At 71.6% G+C, this 15,582-nt stretch carries 13 protein-coding genes; 9 read left to right on the forward strand and 4 right to left on the reverse strand.

What is annotated here, in order from left to right:
* Nucleotides 1–2: 2 nt before the first annotated feature.
* Together OG948_RS27710 and OG948_RS27715 are read right to left on the reverse strand one after the other, a co-directional pair.
* A complete protein-coding gene (locus tag OG948_RS27710; RefSeq protein ID WP_406299041.1) occupies nt 3–968 on the reverse strand; it encodes an effector-associated domain 2-containing protein in 966 nt (321 codons plus the stop codon).
* 104 nt (nt 969–1,072) lie between these two features.
* Nucleotides 1,073–2,152 (reverse strand): TIR domain-containing protein, encoded by a 1,080-nt coding sequence (locus OG948_RS27715; RefSeq protein WP_406299042.1) that lies wholly within the window; start codon nt 2,150–2,152, stop codon nt 1,073–1,075.
* A 297-nt stretch (nt 2,153–2,449) separates the two neighbouring features.
* On the opposite strand from OG948_RS27715, the gene fxsA reads away from it, so the two are divergent.
* The 5 genes from fxsA (at nt 2,450) to fxsT (ending at nt 9,993) form a co-directional block, all read left to right on the forward strand.
* A complete protein-coding gene (fxsA, locus tag OG948_RS27720; RefSeq protein WP_406299043.1) occupies nt 2,450–2,698 on the forward strand; it encodes an FxSxx-COOH cyclophane-containing RiPP peptide in 249 nt (82 codons plus the stop codon).
* Between the two features lie 14 nt (nt 2,699–2,712).
* Nucleotides 2,713–3,870: an FxsB family cyclophane-forming radical SAM/SPASM peptide maturase gene (locus tag OG948_RS27725; RefSeq protein ID WP_406299044.1), complete on the forward strand. Its 1,158-nt coding sequence runs from the start codon at nt 2,713–2,715 to the stop codon at nt 3,868–3,870.
* Nucleotides 3,867–5,243, forward strand: a complete 1,377-nt coding sequence (locus OG948_RS27730) for an HEXXH motif domain-containing protein (protein WP_406299045.1) — start codon at nt 3,867–3,869, stop codon at nt 5,241–5,243. Before OG948_RS27725 ends, OG948_RS27730 begins: the two co-directional genes overlap by 4 nt.
* Before the next feature lie 114 nt (nt 5,244–5,357).
* Complete coding sequence (locus tag OG948_RS27735) at nt 5,358–6,107, forward strand: hypothetical protein (protein WP_406299046.1); 750 nt, start codon at nt 5,358–5,360, stop codon at nt 6,105–6,107.
* Nucleotides 6,108–6,111: 4 nt separating this feature from the next.
* Nucleotides 6,112–9,993, forward strand: a complete 3,882-nt coding sequence (gene fxsT, locus OG948_RS27740) for an FxSxx-COOH system tetratricopeptide repeat protein (RefSeq protein WP_406299047.1) — start codon at nt 6,112–6,114, stop codon at nt 9,991–9,993.
* Between the two features lie 62 nt (nt 9,994–10,055).
* On the opposite strand, the gene OG948_RS27745 is transcribed toward fxsT, so the two are convergent.
* Entirely contained in the window at nt 10,056–11,297 is a 1,242-nt protein-coding gene (locus tag OG948_RS27745) for a cytochrome P450 (protein WP_406299048.1), read from the reverse strand.
* A gap of 411 nt (nt 11,298–11,708) precedes the next feature.
* On the opposite strand from OG948_RS27745, the gene OG948_RS27750 reads away from it, so the two are divergent.
* The 4 genes from OG948_RS27750 (at nt 11,709) to OG948_RS27765 (ending at nt 14,921) form a co-directional block, all read left to right on the forward strand.
* Nucleotides 11,709–11,903 carry a DUF2304 domain-containing protein gene (locus OG948_RS27750; protein WP_126639508.1) on the forward strand — a complete coding sequence of 65 codons (195 nt, stop codon included), beginning with the start codon at nt 11,709–11,711 and terminating at the stop codon, nt 11,901–11,903.
* A 129-nt stretch (nt 11,904–12,032) separates the two neighbouring features.
* Nucleotides 12,033–12,923, forward strand: a complete 891-nt coding sequence (locus tag OG948_RS27755; RefSeq protein WP_406299049.1) for a universal stress protein — start codon at nt 12,033–12,035, stop codon at nt 12,921–12,923.
* 175 nt (nt 12,924–13,098) lie between these two features.
* Complete coding sequence (locus tag OG948_RS27760; RefSeq protein ID WP_406299050.1) at nt 13,099–13,752, forward strand: TetR/AcrR family transcriptional regulator; 654 nt, start codon at nt 13,099–13,101, stop codon at nt 13,750–13,752.
* Nucleotides 13,749–14,921: an NADH:flavin oxidoreductase gene (locus OG948_RS27765; protein WP_406299051.1), complete on the forward strand. Its 1,173-nt coding sequence runs from the start codon at nt 13,749–13,751 to the stop codon at nt 14,919–14,921. Before OG948_RS27760 ends, OG948_RS27765 begins: the two co-directional genes overlap by 4 nt.
* A 144-nt stretch (nt 14,922–15,065) precedes the next feature.
* Here the strand turns inward: OG948_RS27765 and OG948_RS27770 are convergent, their stop codons facing one another.
* Complete coding sequence (locus OG948_RS27770; protein ID WP_395859637.1) at nt 15,066–15,524, reverse strand: MaoC family dehydratase; 459 nt, start codon at nt 15,522–15,524, stop codon at nt 15,066–15,068.
* Nucleotides 15,525–15,582: the final 58 nt, after the last annotated feature.

Here is a 15,582-nt window from a genome sequence, read left to right on the forward strand (position 1 = left end):
GTTCAGCCGGGCAGGTTCTCGATCGCGCGACAGACCTCCTCGACGCCCTGGGTGTTGGGCAACACGTCGTGCAGCGCGCGGCACAGGCACTGCAGCGAATGGATCGGCTCCGGCCCGTTGACCAGGGTTCGGATCATGTGCAGAAGCATCGACCGCGCGTCGGTCATGTGCCGGTGCAGCAACTGGTGTTCGAGGTAGTCCTCGGATAAATCCAGCCAGATCGACCACGTGTCCGGCGCGCGCAGGCCGCGTACCGCCAGGAACAGGTCGGCGAGGTAGACCACCTGGTTCTGCGGGATGGTCCGGGACAGCTTGGCCATGTTGCCGAAGCGCAGCAGTTCCAGCGTCACCTCCGGCGACACCTCGCCGGAGGCGAACAGTTCGGCGACCCGGGCGATCGCGGCCGGTCGATCGCCCACGAACGCGGCGATCGCCTCGGCGGTGACCATCTCCAGCTCGAATCCGCGATGCGCGTCGAAGAGCATCAGCACCGAGGAACCCCGGTCCAGCGGCGGCAGATCGACCGTGGTGCCCAGGTGGCGGGCCAGCGGATCGGTGCTGGTGATCAGCACGTGGCCGGGACCGGTCGGGATCATCTCGCCGATCAGTCCGGGCCGGTCCACCTCGTCGAAGACCAGTAACCAGCCCTCACGCGAGCGCAGTTCGTGCCCGGGACCGACCTGCTGGTCGACCCGCCGGCCCAGGTCGGCCAGTTGGCCGAGCGCCCGATGCACGAACGCGACGCCGCTCTCGCCGGCCCGGGCGGCACAGTCGAACCACCACACCACGTCGTACAGGTGCCGGTGCCGGTAGGCGTACTCGCGGGCCAGGTGGGTGGTGCCCATGCCGGGCAGGTCGTCCTGCGGGCGCAGCACCACCCGGTGTTCGACCTGCATCAGCGTGCGCAGGTCGGCGAGGGTGCTGTCACGCCCGTAGAACCGGCCTCTGGCGCCCGGGACATGCCACACCGGCGGATTGTCCGTGGGCGAGCGCGGTGGGGGCGGAGGCGGAATCCTGGGCGGTCGCGCCGGTCTCGGTGGCGGCGGTGGCGGGGGTATCGGGTCCGACACGTTCAGGAGGACCCCGGATTCCGCGCGGGCAACGGCGCGAACCGGTGCACCGCGTCGACGAGCAGGTCACGCTGCCCGACCGCGTCCGCCTCGGTCAGGTCGACCGGTCGAACGCCGCGGAACATCGACGGTACCTGGGTGCTGCCGATCACGATCGGCAGCAGCCTGCCGCCGGTGCCCGCGTCGCCCAGCGCCTCCTCCCACTCGTCCATGGCCAGCCGTCTGGCCTCGAAGTAGTGCTCGGAGAACAGCGCGAGCACGTGTTCGCCCAGGCCGCGCGCGCGGCCCATCGCCTTGCCGAAGCTCTCGCCCGCGCTCCAGTCCCAACGGCTCAGCGAGACCCGGTAGTCCTCGAAGGTGAGCACCTCGCTGACCCAGTCCGCCCAGGCCAGGTCGTTGCCCACATAGCTGATCACCAGGTCGGTGCGGGCCGGGGGGACCGGCTCCAGGATCGGCAGGCGGCGCGGCGCCTCGGGCAGCGTGCGCGTCCCGGCCTCGTGGCTGCCGAACATCGGCTCGACCTCGTCCGCCTCGACGACGGTCAGCGGCGCCAGCCGGTGGCGCAACGCCTCGGCCACCCGGTCGGCGACCGCGCGCACCGCGCGCACGTACCCCAGGTCGCGGATGCCGCCCAGCCGCAGCATGTCGAACACGCCCGGGCCGCGGCCCGGTCCGGCGATCCCGACCGGCCACTCGATCGTGCCCACGGCGTCCGGCGGCGGTTGTTCGAGCGTGGTCCAGGGCACCGCGATCAGATTCGGCGGCGCGACACCGACGATCGACTCGTGTCGACGCAACCGGTCGGTGAACACCGCCCAGTCGCGCCCGCAGTCCAGGTCCTCGAAGTAGTCGTCCGAACACAGCGCGACCATCGCGCGCGCCTGCGCGGGCGGGTCGCCGTCCGGCACCTGGATCGGGCCGAAGGTCGGCTGCAATCGGATCGCCGCGCGCACCCGCTCCCTCCCGCGCCGCAGTTCGGCCTCGACGTCGTCGTGAAAGCGGGCCGCCCACTTGGGATCGTGGTCGGCGACGTGACTCGTGAAGAAGTCGTAGTCCACCAAGCGACCCCCGGGATCGAGCACCGTACGAAGGACGGCCGAGTGGCACCCACGCGCCGGAACGTCGGGTCTGGCAAGTGCCTTCCCCATGCCGGCCGTTCGTGTGTACGACTCTGCCCACACAGAGCATCGCGCAGGCCGACCCGGCCCGGCTAGTATAGGAAGGCTTGTGTAATCGTGGCGATACGTTCCGCACTCGAATGTACGGGTTTCACCCGGACGGCACGCGCGAGCGGCACACGCCGGCCGTGCGGGGGGAAAACCGACGGTCGAGCGACGCGGGAGAACGGGGGACCTGCGGTGCAAGGAGAGCGCGGTGACGTGGAGTCGGCCCTGCCCGACCTCGACGGGCTCTGTCTCGACGACCTCGACGACCTGCCGGCCTCCGTGCTCGCGTCGGCGCTGCGGCGGCTGATCCACGAGTCCGAGGAGCCCTCGGAGGCGGTGGTGGCCGGCTTCCAGAGTGTGGTCGACCCCGTGCCCGTGGAGGCGGCCTGCGCCGGTCACGCGAGCGGGCCGGCCGGCGACGACGATCCCCGGGCGGGCGGGAGCGGCGCCGCCGGGGTCTGAGCACGGGAGGGCCGATGAGCGAAGCGACACCGTTTCGACAATTCGTGGTCAAGATCGCCTCCCGCTGCGACCTCGCGTGCGATCACTGTTACGTGTACGAACTCCGGGATCGGAGTTGGCGGGACCGCCCCCGGGTGATCGCCGCCGGCACCGTGGACGCGCTCGGCGGCCGACTGCGCGCGCACGCGCGCCGGTTCGGCCTGCCGGTCCTGGACATCGTGCTGCACGGCGGCGAACCGTTGCTCGCCGGACCGGAGCGGATCGACGCCATCGCGCGCGACCTGCGCGCCGCGGTGGCGGGTGTGACCGAACTGCGTTTCACCATGCAGACCAACGGCGTCCGGTTGGACGAGCGGTGCGCCGAGGTGTTGTCGGCGCACCGGATCCGGGTCGGCGTCTCGTTGGACGGCGACGCGCGCGCCCACGACCGACACCGCCGGCACGCCGACGGGCGCGGCAGCCACGCCGAGGCGGTGCGGGCCGTCGCCCTGCTGCGCACCGAGCGCTACCGGCCCCTGTACGGCGGCCTGTTGTGCACGATCGACCTGCGCAACGACCCGGTGGCCACCTACGAGGAGCTGCTCTCGCACGCGCCGCCGATGATCGACCTGCTCCTGCCGCACGCCACCTGGGAGTTCCCACCCCCCGGCGGCGGAGCGGGCGAAACCCCCTACGCGCGCTGGCTGATCGCGGTCTTCGACCGCTGGTATCGGGCGCCGGTGCGCGAGACGCGCGTACGGATCCTGGAGGACCTGGTGGATCTGATCCTGGGCCGGGCGGTGCAGAGCGAGATCCTGGGGCTGGGGCCGCCGGGTTCGGTGGTGATCGAGACCGACGGCACGTTCGAGCGCGAGGACTCGCTCAAGGCGGCCTACGACGGTGCGGCGGCCACCGGCCTGGACGTCTTCCGCCACGACCCGGCGACGGTGCTCGCCGCGCCGGCGTACGCCCGCGCGGGAGCCGGTGCGGCCGGGCTGAGCGCGACGTGTCGGCGCTGCCCGGTGGTGCGCACCTGCGGCGGCGGGCTGCGGGCGCACCGGTATCGCCCGGACAACGGCTTCGACAACCCGTCCGTGTACTGCGCCGACCTGCGCGCGCTGATCGACCACGTCGGTGCGCGGGTGCGGGCCGACGTGCGGGCCCTGGTGGCCGGGTCGGGGAGGCGCGGATGATCGGCACCCATCGGCTCGACGCGGCCGCCTTCGACCGACTCGCCGCCGGGCACGGCGACTTCGACGCGGTGTCCGCGCTGGCCCGGGCGCAGGAGAGCCGCCGACTGCTCCAGGTGTACGCGGTCGTGGCCACCGCCCGTGAGCGCTTGCCGCACGCGCGCACCGCGCACCTCACCGATGCCCTGGACCTGCTCGCGCACGTGCAACGCACCGCGCCGGACGCGGCCAGGACGGTGCTGATGCACCCCTACACCGGCGCCTGGGCGATGCGCTGCCTGCTGCGACTGGGTGGCGCCGACCCCGACCCGTCGCCCGCCGAATCGGATCGACTCCTGGGCCATCTGGGGGCGATCGCCGCCGCCGCCGCACTGCGCGCCGACCCCGAGCACGGCCCGCCCGGCCGGGTCGAACTGCACACCGTCGGCGGCTGGGCCCACCTGCCCACGCTGGGCCGGGCGCGGGTGGCCGGCGACCCGGGGCGGATCGCGCTGACCGGACGGCACTGGTCGACGGGCGGGCGGCCGGTGGCCCGCCGACAGGTCAACCGCAGGTGTTCCGCAACCGCCGCCGGCCTGACCGCGTCCTTGGCCATCGAGGACGTCGACCCCTACCGGGACGTGCACCGCTGGCAACCGACCGCCCGGTTGAGCGCACGCCAAGTATCCTTGCTACAAAGGAATTTCGCGTCCGCATGGGGTGAGCTGGCACACTCTCACCGAGCCTACGCGGGTGCCATGACGGCGGCGCTGTCCACGCTGGTTCCGGTCGTCGGCGGGCCGGGAGTCAGCTTCAGTTCCTCGTCCCGGTACGCGTTCGGCGGCCTGGCGCTCACGCCCGAGGTGGGTCCGACCACGCTGGCCGTCACCCTGGTTCACGAGTTCCAGCACAACAAGCTCGGCGCGATACAGGACATCACGAATCTCTCGGTGCGCTCGGCGGTCCGGTATCGGGCGCCCTGGCGGTTGGACCCCCGACCGGTGGGGGCGTTGTTGCAGGGTGCTTACGCGCACCTGGGGATCGCGGATTTCTGGCGGGTTCGCCGGCAGATCGCGGACAGGGAGGAGCAGGATCGGGCACAGGCCGAGTTCGCGGTGCACCGCGCGCACGTCGCCGAGGCGATCGACACGCTGCGCGGGTCGGGCGAACTGACCCCGGACGGCGAACGGGTGGTGCGGGCCATGGCGGGCACCGTCGCATCGTGGTGGCACGAGGACGTTCCCGCGGAGGCGGCACGACACGCGGCCGAACGGGTGCGATCGGGCCGTCGGGCGTGGGTCGAACGCAATGGCGATCGGGACGGCGCGACCCCGGCGGGCGGGCAGTCGGCACGAGTGGAGCGACACGAAACGAGAGATGAACATGAGATTACCTGATGTAACGAGGAGTAACTTCGAGTGATGGACTCGGGTAGCCTGGGAACAACGAGTGACGGTCGGGGAGGGCAATCCACCGCGCGTCGCGACCAAGCGCCGATACCAGGGGTCGAGATGACACCAGTCTTCTTCACGAGCCGGTCGTGCGGGGACGAGCGTGCCTACGTCGAGCGCTTCCACGCCGACCTCGAACAGGCCGTCTCCGCTCGCGCGCCCGGTCGCAACGGCGCGCGCGGACTGCTGTCACCCTGCGGCGATCGTGATCCGGGCGCCCCACCCGATGCGTCGGCCGCGTGTTCGGTTCCCGCGGCGGTGGTGCTGGCATCGCCCGACTACCTCGCCGATCCCGACGCCATGCGCGAATGGGCGGTGATGGCCGAGCGGGTGCGTGGCCATCGGGTCCGCACCGGCGAGCACCTGGACGCGATGGTCACCGTGCGCTGGCGGGCCACCGAGCCCCACCCCGGCGAGCAGCCGACCCCCGATCTGGGGGCCGACGACGACTTCGGTCCGATCTACGCCGGCCAGGGCCTGTTCGACCTGATGCGGCTGGAGGGCCACTCGGCCGACTATCTGCGCCTGATCGCCGAGTTGGCCCGCGTGGTGGTCGAGGTCAACCGCGTCCCACTGCGCCCGCTGCCACCGGCCGAGGCGCGCGAACTCTTCCCGACCGTGCGCACCCGGCCGAGCCCCGCCGCGCGGGTTTCGGCCGCCGGCTCGCCGTTCGCGACCGCCGCCCGGACCCTGCCGCCGCGCGCGCGCACCGGCCCGGACCTGCCCGCCCGACCCCGTTGGATCACGGCCCGACACAACCCTCGCCGCCCGTTGCTGTGGGGACCCGGTGGCGATGTTGAGGAGCACTGAAACGATGAGCGACAACCCACCGGGAACCGTCGTCACGTTCTACTCGTACAAGGGCGGCACCGGGCGCACGATGGCCCTCGCCAACGTCGCCTGGATCCTGGCCTCCCGAGGCAAGCGCGTGCTCGTCGTGGACTGGGATCTCGAATCACCGGGCCTGCACCGCTACTTCCACCCCTACCTGATCGACAAGCGGCTCGAGGACACGCGCGGCGTGCTCGACATGATCCGCGCGTTCGCCAAGGTGGTCGGCTCCGACGCGAGCACGGACGCGATGATCGAGGCGGCCCGGATCGCGGAGAGCCGGGTGGACGGCTGCGCGGTCAAGGTCGACCGGGACTTCCCCGACGGCGGCCTGATCCGCTTCCTCGGTCCGGGCCGACAGAACCACGAGTACGCCGCCACGCTGGCCGGCTTCAACTGGGCCGACTTCTGCGAGAGCCCGCACGGCATCGGCTTCCTGGACGCGCTGCGCGAGGACATGCGCGCGTCCTACGACTACGCGCTGATCGACAGCCGTACCGGCCTCAACGACATCGCCGGGATCTGCACCACACTGTTGCCCGACGTCGTGGTGGACGGCTTCACCCTGAACGAACAGGCCATCGACGGCGGCGTCAACGTGGCCCGCTCGATCGCCCGACAGGCCGATCGCCCGCTGCGCATCCTGCCCGTCCCGATGCGCGTCGAGGACGACGAGAAGGACAAGCTCGAAGCCGGCCGCGACCACGCCCGCGAGCGCTTCGCGGAATTCGTCGCGGATCGATCCGAGGCCGAACGGGCCAAGTACTGGGGCGAGGTGGAGATCCCGTACAAGGCGTTCTACGCCTACGAGGAGACCCTGGCCACGCTGGGCGACCGACCGCTGCAGGAAGGCAGCCTGCTGAGCGCGTACGAGCGGCTGACCGGCGTGCTCACCGACGGCGCGATCAGCCGGCTGAATCCGATCGACGAGGTCGACCGCCGCCGCGAACTGCGCCGCTTCGAGCGTATCCGCTACACCGCCCCGGTGACCGTGCGGATCCTCTACAGCGCCCGGGACCGGATGTGGGTCGACTGGGTGCGGGCCCAACTGACCGCCTCGGGCGCCCAGGTGGTCGGCACCGGTGGTGGCGACACGCCGCTGGAGAAGCTGCGCGTCGTGGACAGCGTCGTGGTGGTCTCCTCCGCGGACTCGCTGAGCAGCCCGACCTGGACCGCGATGCGCACGGCGCTGCGCCGGCTCGTGGCGGTCGACCGGATGAGCGTGGTCACGCTGCGGGTGGACGACGTGCTCGACAGCGACCCGGGGGTGGGCGAGACGATCATGTTGTCCTCGCTGTCCGAGGAGAACTGCCGGGACGCGCTGCTGACCGCGTTCGGCCGACCCGTCTCGGACGCACCGCCCGCGGACGGTCCCAGGTTCCCCGGCACCAAACCGAAGGTGTCCTACCTGCTGCCCCGACACTCGGCGTTCACCGGCCGCGACGACATTCTCGAACGCCTGCGCGACCAGCTCGCCAAGGGCGCCACCGCCGTACTGCCCCAGGCGCTGCACGGCTTGGGCGGTGTCGGCAAGACCCAGGTCGCCCTCGAGTACGCGCACCGTTTCGCCGCCGACTACGACGTCATCTGGTGGGTCTCCGCCGAGCAGGCCCAGGGCGTCGCCGCCCAACTCGCCCGGCTCGGCGGCCGACTGGACCTGCCCACCGGCGAGAACGTCGCGGACGCGACGGCCACGGTGTTGCAGACCCTGCAACAGGGCGAGCCGTACGACCGCTGGCTGTTGATCTACGACAACGCCGACGAGCCCGCGTCGCTGGCCGACCTGATGCCCCAGGGCAGCGTCAACGGGCATGTCCTGGTCACCTCGCGCAACGACCTGTGGGCGCGCAGCGCCCGCCCGTTGGAGGTCCCGGTCTTCCGCCGGGACGAGAGCGTCGCGCTGCTCCAGCGCCGGGTGCCCACGCTCACCGAGGCGGACGCGCAGAAGGTGGCCACCGCGCTGGGCGACCTGCCGCTGGCGGTCGAACAGGCCGGTGCCTGGCTCGCCGAGTCGGCGATGCAGGTCGAGGAATACCTGGAGCGGGTCAACACGCGCGTCACCGCGATCCTGGAGGAGGGCCAGCCGCCGGACTACCCGACCACGGCCGCCGCGACCTGGACCGTCTCGCTCGACGAACTCAAGGAGCGCCAGCCGGCCGCGGTGCGCCTGCTGGAGCTGTGCGCGTACCTGTCGCCGGACTCGATCTCGATGCGCCTGCTGCGCTCGCGCGAGGTGCTGCGCGAACTGGCCCAGGTGGACAGCTCGCTCGGCGACACCCTGCTGTTGCCCAGGATCTTCCAGCAACTCGGCCGGTACGCGCTGGCCCGGGTGGACCGGGGCGCGGACACCATCCAGGTGCACCGGCTGGTCCAGGCCGTACTGCGCGACCAGATGCCGCCGGACGTGAACCAGGCGCGCCGGGAGCGGGCCCTGGAGATCCTGGCCGCCAACGCCCCCGGCGACGTGGACGACCCGGGCAACCAGGAGATCTACGACGAGCTCTACAAGCACCTGGTGCCCTCGCGCGCGCTGGAGAGCGACTCGGAGGCCGTACGCCGCTGGATCGTCGAACAGGTGCGTTTCGCCTGGCGCTCCAACGACTGGGAGTTCGCCCAGTACATCGCCGAGATCGCGTTGGACCGCTGGCGGGCGGCGTTCAGCCGGCACGACGCGCTGACACTGCGGATGTGTACGCAGTTGGCGAACATCTACCGCTCCCAGGGGCGTTACCGCAAGGCGTACGACCTGGACCGGTCCACCCTGGAGTTGCAGCGCGAGACGCTCGGCCCGGATCACCCGCACACCCTGATCACCGGACGCGGCTACGGCGGCGACCTGCGATCGCTCGGTCGTTTCCAGACCGCGCTGGAATCCGACCGGGACAACTACCGGCGATTCAGCGAGGTCTTCGGCGAGGACACCAACGACGCCCTGCTCGCGGCCAACAACCTCGGCGTCTCGCTGCGCCTGATGGGCCGGCTGGAGGAGGCCCGCGAGGTACACCAGGCGGCGTACGACCTGCGTCGGCGCAACCAGGGCGAGGACCACCCCAGGACCTGCTACCTGGCCAACCAGGTCGGCCAGGACCTGCGTGAACTGGGCGACTACCCGGGCTCGCGGGCGGTGTTGCAGGCGACGCTGGCCCGCGAGGAGGCGATCGGCCGCACCCGGGACGCGCTGCGCACCTCGAAGAACCTCGCGGTGACCATTCGCCAGACCGGGGACGCGCGCTACGCCCGGTCCCTGGACAGCGACACGCTGGAGAAGTACCGCTCCTACCTCAGCCCCACCCATCCCGACATGCTGGCCTGCGCGGTCAACCTCGCGGCCGACCACCACGCGATGGGCAACGACGACCAGGCGCTCGAACTCGCCCAGGACGCCTACCAGGGCTACCGCGAGCAGTTCGGCGCGCAGCACCCGTTCACCTACGGCTGCGGCAGCAACCTCTCGACCTACCTGCGGGCGATCGGTCGGCACGAGGAGGCGATGGCGCTGGGCCGCAGGTGCCACGAGGGCCTGCGCGAATCGCTGGGCGAGGAACACCCGTTCACGCTCGCCGCGGCGCTCAACCACTCGAACAACCTGTATCAGGCGGGCGAGACGAACGAGTGTGCCGAGCTGGACCGGGTGACCTACGAGCGGTACGAGGTGCTGCTCGGCGCGGACCACCCGCACACCCTGGTCGCGGCCTGCAACCGGGTGCAGAGTCTGGGCGAGATCGGTCTGGCGGACGAGTCCCGCGAGTGGTTCGTCCGGGTCGAGCGCGCGTGTCGGCGCAAGCTCGGCGACGCGCACCCGATCACCCAGGGGCTGCGGGAGCGCCGCCGGCTGGAGACCGACATCGAGGTGCCCACGACCTGATCGGGTCGCCTTCTCGGCGCACGCGGCCGGCCCGACCACTGGTCGGGCCGGCCGCGGCGTGCTCAGGCCGGGTAAATCCGGACCGGCATGTCCTTGATGCCGTTGAGGAAGTTGGAGCGCATCCGCCGCGCCGGGCCGAGTGATTCCACCCGCTCGACCCGCTCCGCGAGGGTGCGGAAGATGATCTCCAGTTCGAGCCGGGCCAGGTGCCGGCCGAGGCAGAAGTGCGGGCCGCCGCCCCCGAAGCCGAGCATCGGGTTCGGATCGCGCCCGATGTCCAGGCGATAGGGGTCGGCGAAGACGTCCTCGTCGCGGTTGGCGGACGCGTAGAAGACCACCACCTTGTCGCCCGCCGCGATCGGCTGCCCGCTCAGTTCGGTGTCCTGTACCGCCGTGCGCTTGAAGGCGTTGACCGGGCTGACCCAGCGGACGATCTCGTCGGCGGCGGTGCCGGCCAGGCCGGCCGGGTCGGCGCGCAGCCGCTCCCACTGCTGGGGGTGCTCGATCAGGGCCAGCATGCCGCCGGAAATCGCGTTGCGGGTGGTCTCGTTGCCGGCCACGGCGAGCAGCATGAAGAACAGATCGAACTCGAGCGCGGTCAGCTCCTGACCGTCGCGGTCGGGGCACACCAGCTTGGACACGATGTCGTCCACGGGACACGCGCGCCGGGCCGCGCCCAGCGCGTCCGCGTAGCCGAACATCTCCATCTGCACCTGCTCGGCCTCGCCCGCGTCCCGGCGCAGGTCCGGGTCCGCCTCGCCGACCAGCTTGTTCGACCACTCGAACAGTCGATGCCGGTCGACCTGGGGCACACCCATCAGGTCGGCGATCACCACGAGCGGCAGTTCGGCCGCGCACATCGCCACGAAGTCGCCCTCGCCGGTGTCGACGGCGTTCGCCACGATGCGTTCGCAGGCGTCGCGGACCTTGTCCTCCAGGGTCAGCGTGCTGCGTGGGGTGAAGCCCTTGTTGACGATGTTGCGCAGCCGGGAGTGCTCCGGCGGATCCATGTTGAGCATCATCAGCCGCTGGGTGTCGAGCATGTCCCCCTCGGGTTCGCCGAGCAGCGACAGCCGCTCGCGCGACGAGAAGATCTCCGGGTTCCGGGACACCCGGACCACGTCGGCGTGCCGGGTGACGGCCCAGAAGCCGTCCGGGCGTTCGGGATCGGGGTGGCGGTACACGGGCGCGGCGCGGCGCATTCGGGCGAACGTGGCGTGCGGGATGCCCGCCGCGTAGCTGTCGGGGCTGTAGACGTCGAACGCGGTGGCGTTCGGGACGGCGCTGTCGATCTTTTCGGGCACGGGCTGACCTTCCGGCAGTGGTGCTGACGGGGGGCGCGGGCGCGGTCAGAATTCCACGGCTCGGGTGGGTCGGGAAGAGCGATCGGGGCGTTGCCGCGGGAATGTCGCGGCGGGCGCGCTCGCGGGACCGACTGCGCCGGGACACCCGGACACGCCGTCGACGGGCCTCGACCCGCGGGCACGGTTCCGGACACGCCGTCGACACGCCGGGCGCGTGGTTACGGAGCGCGACTCACCGTGCGAAAGCGTGACGTTTTGCTACTTTATAGACACTTTCTGTTAGTTTTTGTGCCGGTGACAAAAGCACATAAATGCCGCCGTCCCACCGGCACTCGTCTCGCGCCGTCCCGAAATCGGTGCGGCCGTTCCGTCCCCTGCGCTCCCGAGCGCGCCCTCCCGAGGAGTCACCCCATGGCCTTGTCCATCTCCACCGTCGTCTTGCTCGGCGTCATCGTGTTCATCTTCATCCGCAAGGGCGGCATGCGAATCCCGCACGCGATCGTGTGCGCGTTGCTCGGGTTCTACCTCGCCAGTACCTCGATCGCGCCGAGCATCCACAGCAGCGGGAAGAGCGTCGCGAACCTGCTGAGCAACCTGAACTTCTGATCGCGGCGGTCACCCGAAACCGGCTCGGCGGCAGGTCCGCCGGGCCGGTCTTCGCCGTATGAGGCCGGACGAACCGGTGTCGGACCGGACGAGGGCGCGGCGCCGAACGAGGACGTAGTGGAGGCAGGCATGGCGAACCCGGACGCGGTCGAGACGCCGCTGGTGGTCGTGGGTACGGACGGCTCGGAACACGGCGACCGGGCGGTGGCCCGGGCCGCCGAGGCGGCCGCCCGGTGTGGTGCGCGGCTGCGCGTGGTGCACGCGATCCGGGTGCCGATGGCCACCCCCGGCTTCGAGCCGGTGGAGCCGAACGAGGCCACCCGCCGGGCGGCCGAGGAACTGGTCAAGGACGCGGCGGCGGCGGCGTTGCGGCGCCATCCGGATCTGGCCGTGGAGGCCGGGGTCGGCTACGGCCTGCCCGGGGACGCGCTGCTCGCGGCGGCCGAGGGTGCGATCCTGCTGGTCGCCGGATCGCGGGGCCGAGGCGGCTTCGCCGGCCTGCTGCTCGGTTCGGTCTCCCGCTTCCTGACCGCGCGCACGCCGTGCCCGCTGCTGATCGTGCGCGGCGAGTACGGGGCGCCGGCCGGGACCGGTCCGGGCGGGACCGATGTGCTGCTCGGCGTCCAGGGCGACGGTGACGAGCGGGCGGTACGGGCCGCGTTCGAGGCGGCTCGGGCGTGGCGCCTTCCGGTGCACGCGGTGCACGCGTGGAGTTGGCCCGGCTACGCCGGCCTCGCCGGGCCCAGCGATGCGGACATGCGCGCGGTTTCCGAGGTGCACGCGACCGCGCTGGCGGGTGCGCTGGGGCAGTCGCGGGCGCGGTTTCCCGATGTCGAGGTGCGCGCGGACTCGGTCATGGCCGACGCGGCCGGGACGCTGGTGGAGGCCTCGGCGGGCAGTGCGCTGGCCGTGGTCGGGGTTCGGCACCGCCGAGGCCCACTGCGGCACTGGGTCGGCCATGTCGCGGCCACCGCGATCGAACACGCGCACTGCCCGGTTCTGGTGGTGCCGCTGGAATGAGCGGGTGGGCCGGCGACGTGCGCGATCCGCCGCCCGCTCGCCCACCGACCGCGCGCCCCCGGCCGCCCGGCCGGGCTCGTCGGCCCGACCGCGGGCCGCCGCGCGGTGGCCGCGTTTCGATCGCCGTTTCAATCAGTGATTGAAAATGCCGGCACTTCGTGGTTTCGTGCCTGCCGTGACAGCGCGATCGCGGGCCCGGCTGCTCGACGAGGCCGAACGGCTCTTTCTCACCCAGGGTTACGACAAGGTCTCCGTCCGGGCGGTGAACGCCGCCGCCGGGATGAATCCGGCCGCCGTGCACTACCACTTCGGCTCCAAACGGGACCTGGTGGTGGCGCTGCTGCAGGAGCGCCTCGGGCCGTTGTGGGCCGGGCCGCTGGCCGAGTTGGACCGCGCCCGCGCGGCCGGGTGGACGCCCACGGTCGGCGAGGTGGTCACGATCATCGTCGAGCCGTTCGACCGGCTGGCCCGCGAGCCGAACGGGCCGATGTTGCTCCAACTGCTCGCCCGCACCGTGCTTTCCGGGACCGAACTGCCCTGGGACGACCCGTGGTTTCGGCACGGACCCTGGCGCGAACTGCTGGCCGCGGCGCGCCCGGACCTGAGCGCCCGGGAGATCACGGACCGCTGGCGGCTCGCCTTCGACCTGTTGCTCCAGCTCTACGGCCAACCCGTGGCGGACGTGTTCATGGCGCCGCCCGCCGCCGCGGCCGTCGCCGGCTTCGTCACCGCCGGCCTCGACGCCCCGCGCGCCGCCGACCCGTCCACGCCCGGTCCGTCCTCGCCCGGTCCGTCCCGGACCGCACGCACAGAACGAGGTGCCCCGTGATACCCGACGTCCTCGCCCCCGCCAAGCTCGGCCCGCTCACGCTGCGCAACCGGATCATCAAGGCCGCCACCTTCGAGGGAGTCACTCCGGACGCGCTGGTCACCGACGACCTGATCGAGTACCACCGCCGCCCGGCCGCGGGCGGCATCGGGATGACCACCGTGGCCTACTGCGCGGTCGCCCCCGAGGGCCGCACCGACCGGCACCAGATCTGGATGCGCCCCGAGGCGGTGCCCGGACTGCGCCGGCTCACCGACGCGGTGCACGCCGAGGGCGCGGCGGTCTCGGCCCAGCTCGGCCACGCCGGCCCGGTGGCCAACGCCAAGTCCAACGGCCGACCCGCACTGTCCGCGGGGCGGATGTTCAACCCGCTCGGCATGCGCGTCACGCGTGCCGCGACCGAGGCCGACATCGACCGGATCACCCGCGCGCACGCCGACGCCGCGCTGATCGCGATCGAGTCCGGCTTCGACGCGGTGGAGATCCACCTCGGCCACAACTATTTCGCCAGCGCCTTCCTCAGCCCCAAGCTCAACCACCGCAAGGACGCCTACGGCGGCTCGCTCGCCAACCGGGCCAAGGTCGCGCGCGGTGTGTGCCGGGCGGTGCGGGACGCGGTCGGCGACCGCATCGCGGTGACCGCCAAGCTCAACATGGAGGACGGCGTCCCGGGCGGCATCCGGTTGGAGGAGAGCATCCGCACCGCCCGTTGGCTGGAGGAGGACGGCTCGCTGGACGCGCTGGAGCTGACCGCCGGCAGCTCGCTGCTCAACCCGATGTACCTCTTCCGCGGCGACGCCCCGGTGCCCGAGTTCGCCGCGACCTTCCCGCAGCCGCAGCGGCTCGGGGTCAAGCTGATCGGCAACAGGATCCTGCGCTCGTACCCGTACGAGGAGGCATATCTGCTCGCCTCCGCACGGCAGTTCCGAGCCGAGCTGAAGCTGCCGCTGATCCTGCTCGGCGGGATCACCAACCGGGACACGATGGACCTCGCGATGACCGAGGGCTTCGAGTTCGTCGCGATGGGCCGCGCGGTGCTGCGCGAGCCGGACCTGATCAACCGGATCGCGGCCGAACGCGACACCAGGTCGTTGTGCATCCATTGCAACAAGTGCATGCCGACCATCTACAGCCGCACCCGCTGCGTGGTGATCGAACCGCGGGCGTAGCCGTGCCGACGCCGGACGGACCGGGACACGGACCCGTCCGGCGTTCGCACGCACGTGCGCGGATACGTTCGCGGACACACCTTCGCCGACACCGGGTGCGGCCCGGCTCGGGCTGTGCCGAGTCGCGCCGCACCCGCCCCGCGCTCAGGCCAGGTAGCGGCTGATCGAGTCGATCACGCACGCCGGCTTCGCCGAGTCGGCGATCTCGATGGTGATCCGGATGGTCGCCTGGATGCCGCCGGTGATGTCGGCCACCGCCACGATCTCCGCGCCGCCGCGTACCCGCGAACCCACCGGGACCGGTGCCGGGAAGCGCACCTTGTCCACGCCGTAGTTCACGCCCATCGAGATGTTGCGCACCTCGAGGATCTGCGGCAGGAAGAGGTTGGACAGCGCCAGGGTCAGGTAGCCGTGCGCGATCGGCGCGCCGAACGGACCCTCTTTCGCCTTCTCCACGTCCACGTGGATCCACTGGTGGTCGCCGGTCGCGTCGGCGAACAGGTTGATCCGCTCCTGGGTGATCTCCAGCCACTCGCTGTGGCCGAGGTGCTTGCCCACCGAGTCCTTGATCTGCTGGAGGTCGGTGAAGACGGTGGCCGCCATATGCGCTCCCGGTCGTTTCTGATGGTCTGTCAGATCAGCTCTCCCGGGTATACCAGAC

Source organism: Embleya sp. NBC_00888 (assembly GCF_045207655.1).
GTDB lineage: Bacteria > Actinomycetota > Actinomycetes > Streptomycetales > Streptomycetaceae > Embleya.

Coding starts and splice junctions, on each gene's coding strand:
- OG948_RS27725 (WP_406299044.1), top strand. CDS start 2,713: ATGAGCGAAGCGACACCGTTTCGACAATTCGTGGTCAAGATCGCCTCC.
- OG948_RS27730 (WP_406299045.1), top strand. CDS start 3,867: ATGATCGGCACCCATCGGCTCGACGCGGCCGCCTTCGACCGACTCGCC.
- OG948_RS27735 (WP_406299046.1), top strand. CDS start 5,358: ATGACACCAGTCTTCTTCACGAGCCGGTCGTGCGGGGACGAGCGTGCC.
- fxsT (WP_406299047.1), top strand. CDS start 6,112: ATGAGCGACAACCCACCGGGAACCGTCGTCACGTTCTACTCGTACAAG.
- OG948_RS27750 (WP_126639508.1), top strand. CDS start 11,709: ATGGCCTTGTCCATCTCCACCGTCGTCTTGCTCGGCGTCATCGTGTTC.
- OG948_RS27755 (WP_406299049.1), top strand. CDS start 12,033: ATGGCGAACCCGGACGCGGTCGAGACGCCGCTGGTGGTCGTGGGTACG.
- OG948_RS27770 (WP_395859637.1), bottom strand. CDS start 15,524: ATGGCGGCCACCGTCTTCACCGACCTCCAGCAGATCAAGGACTCGGTG.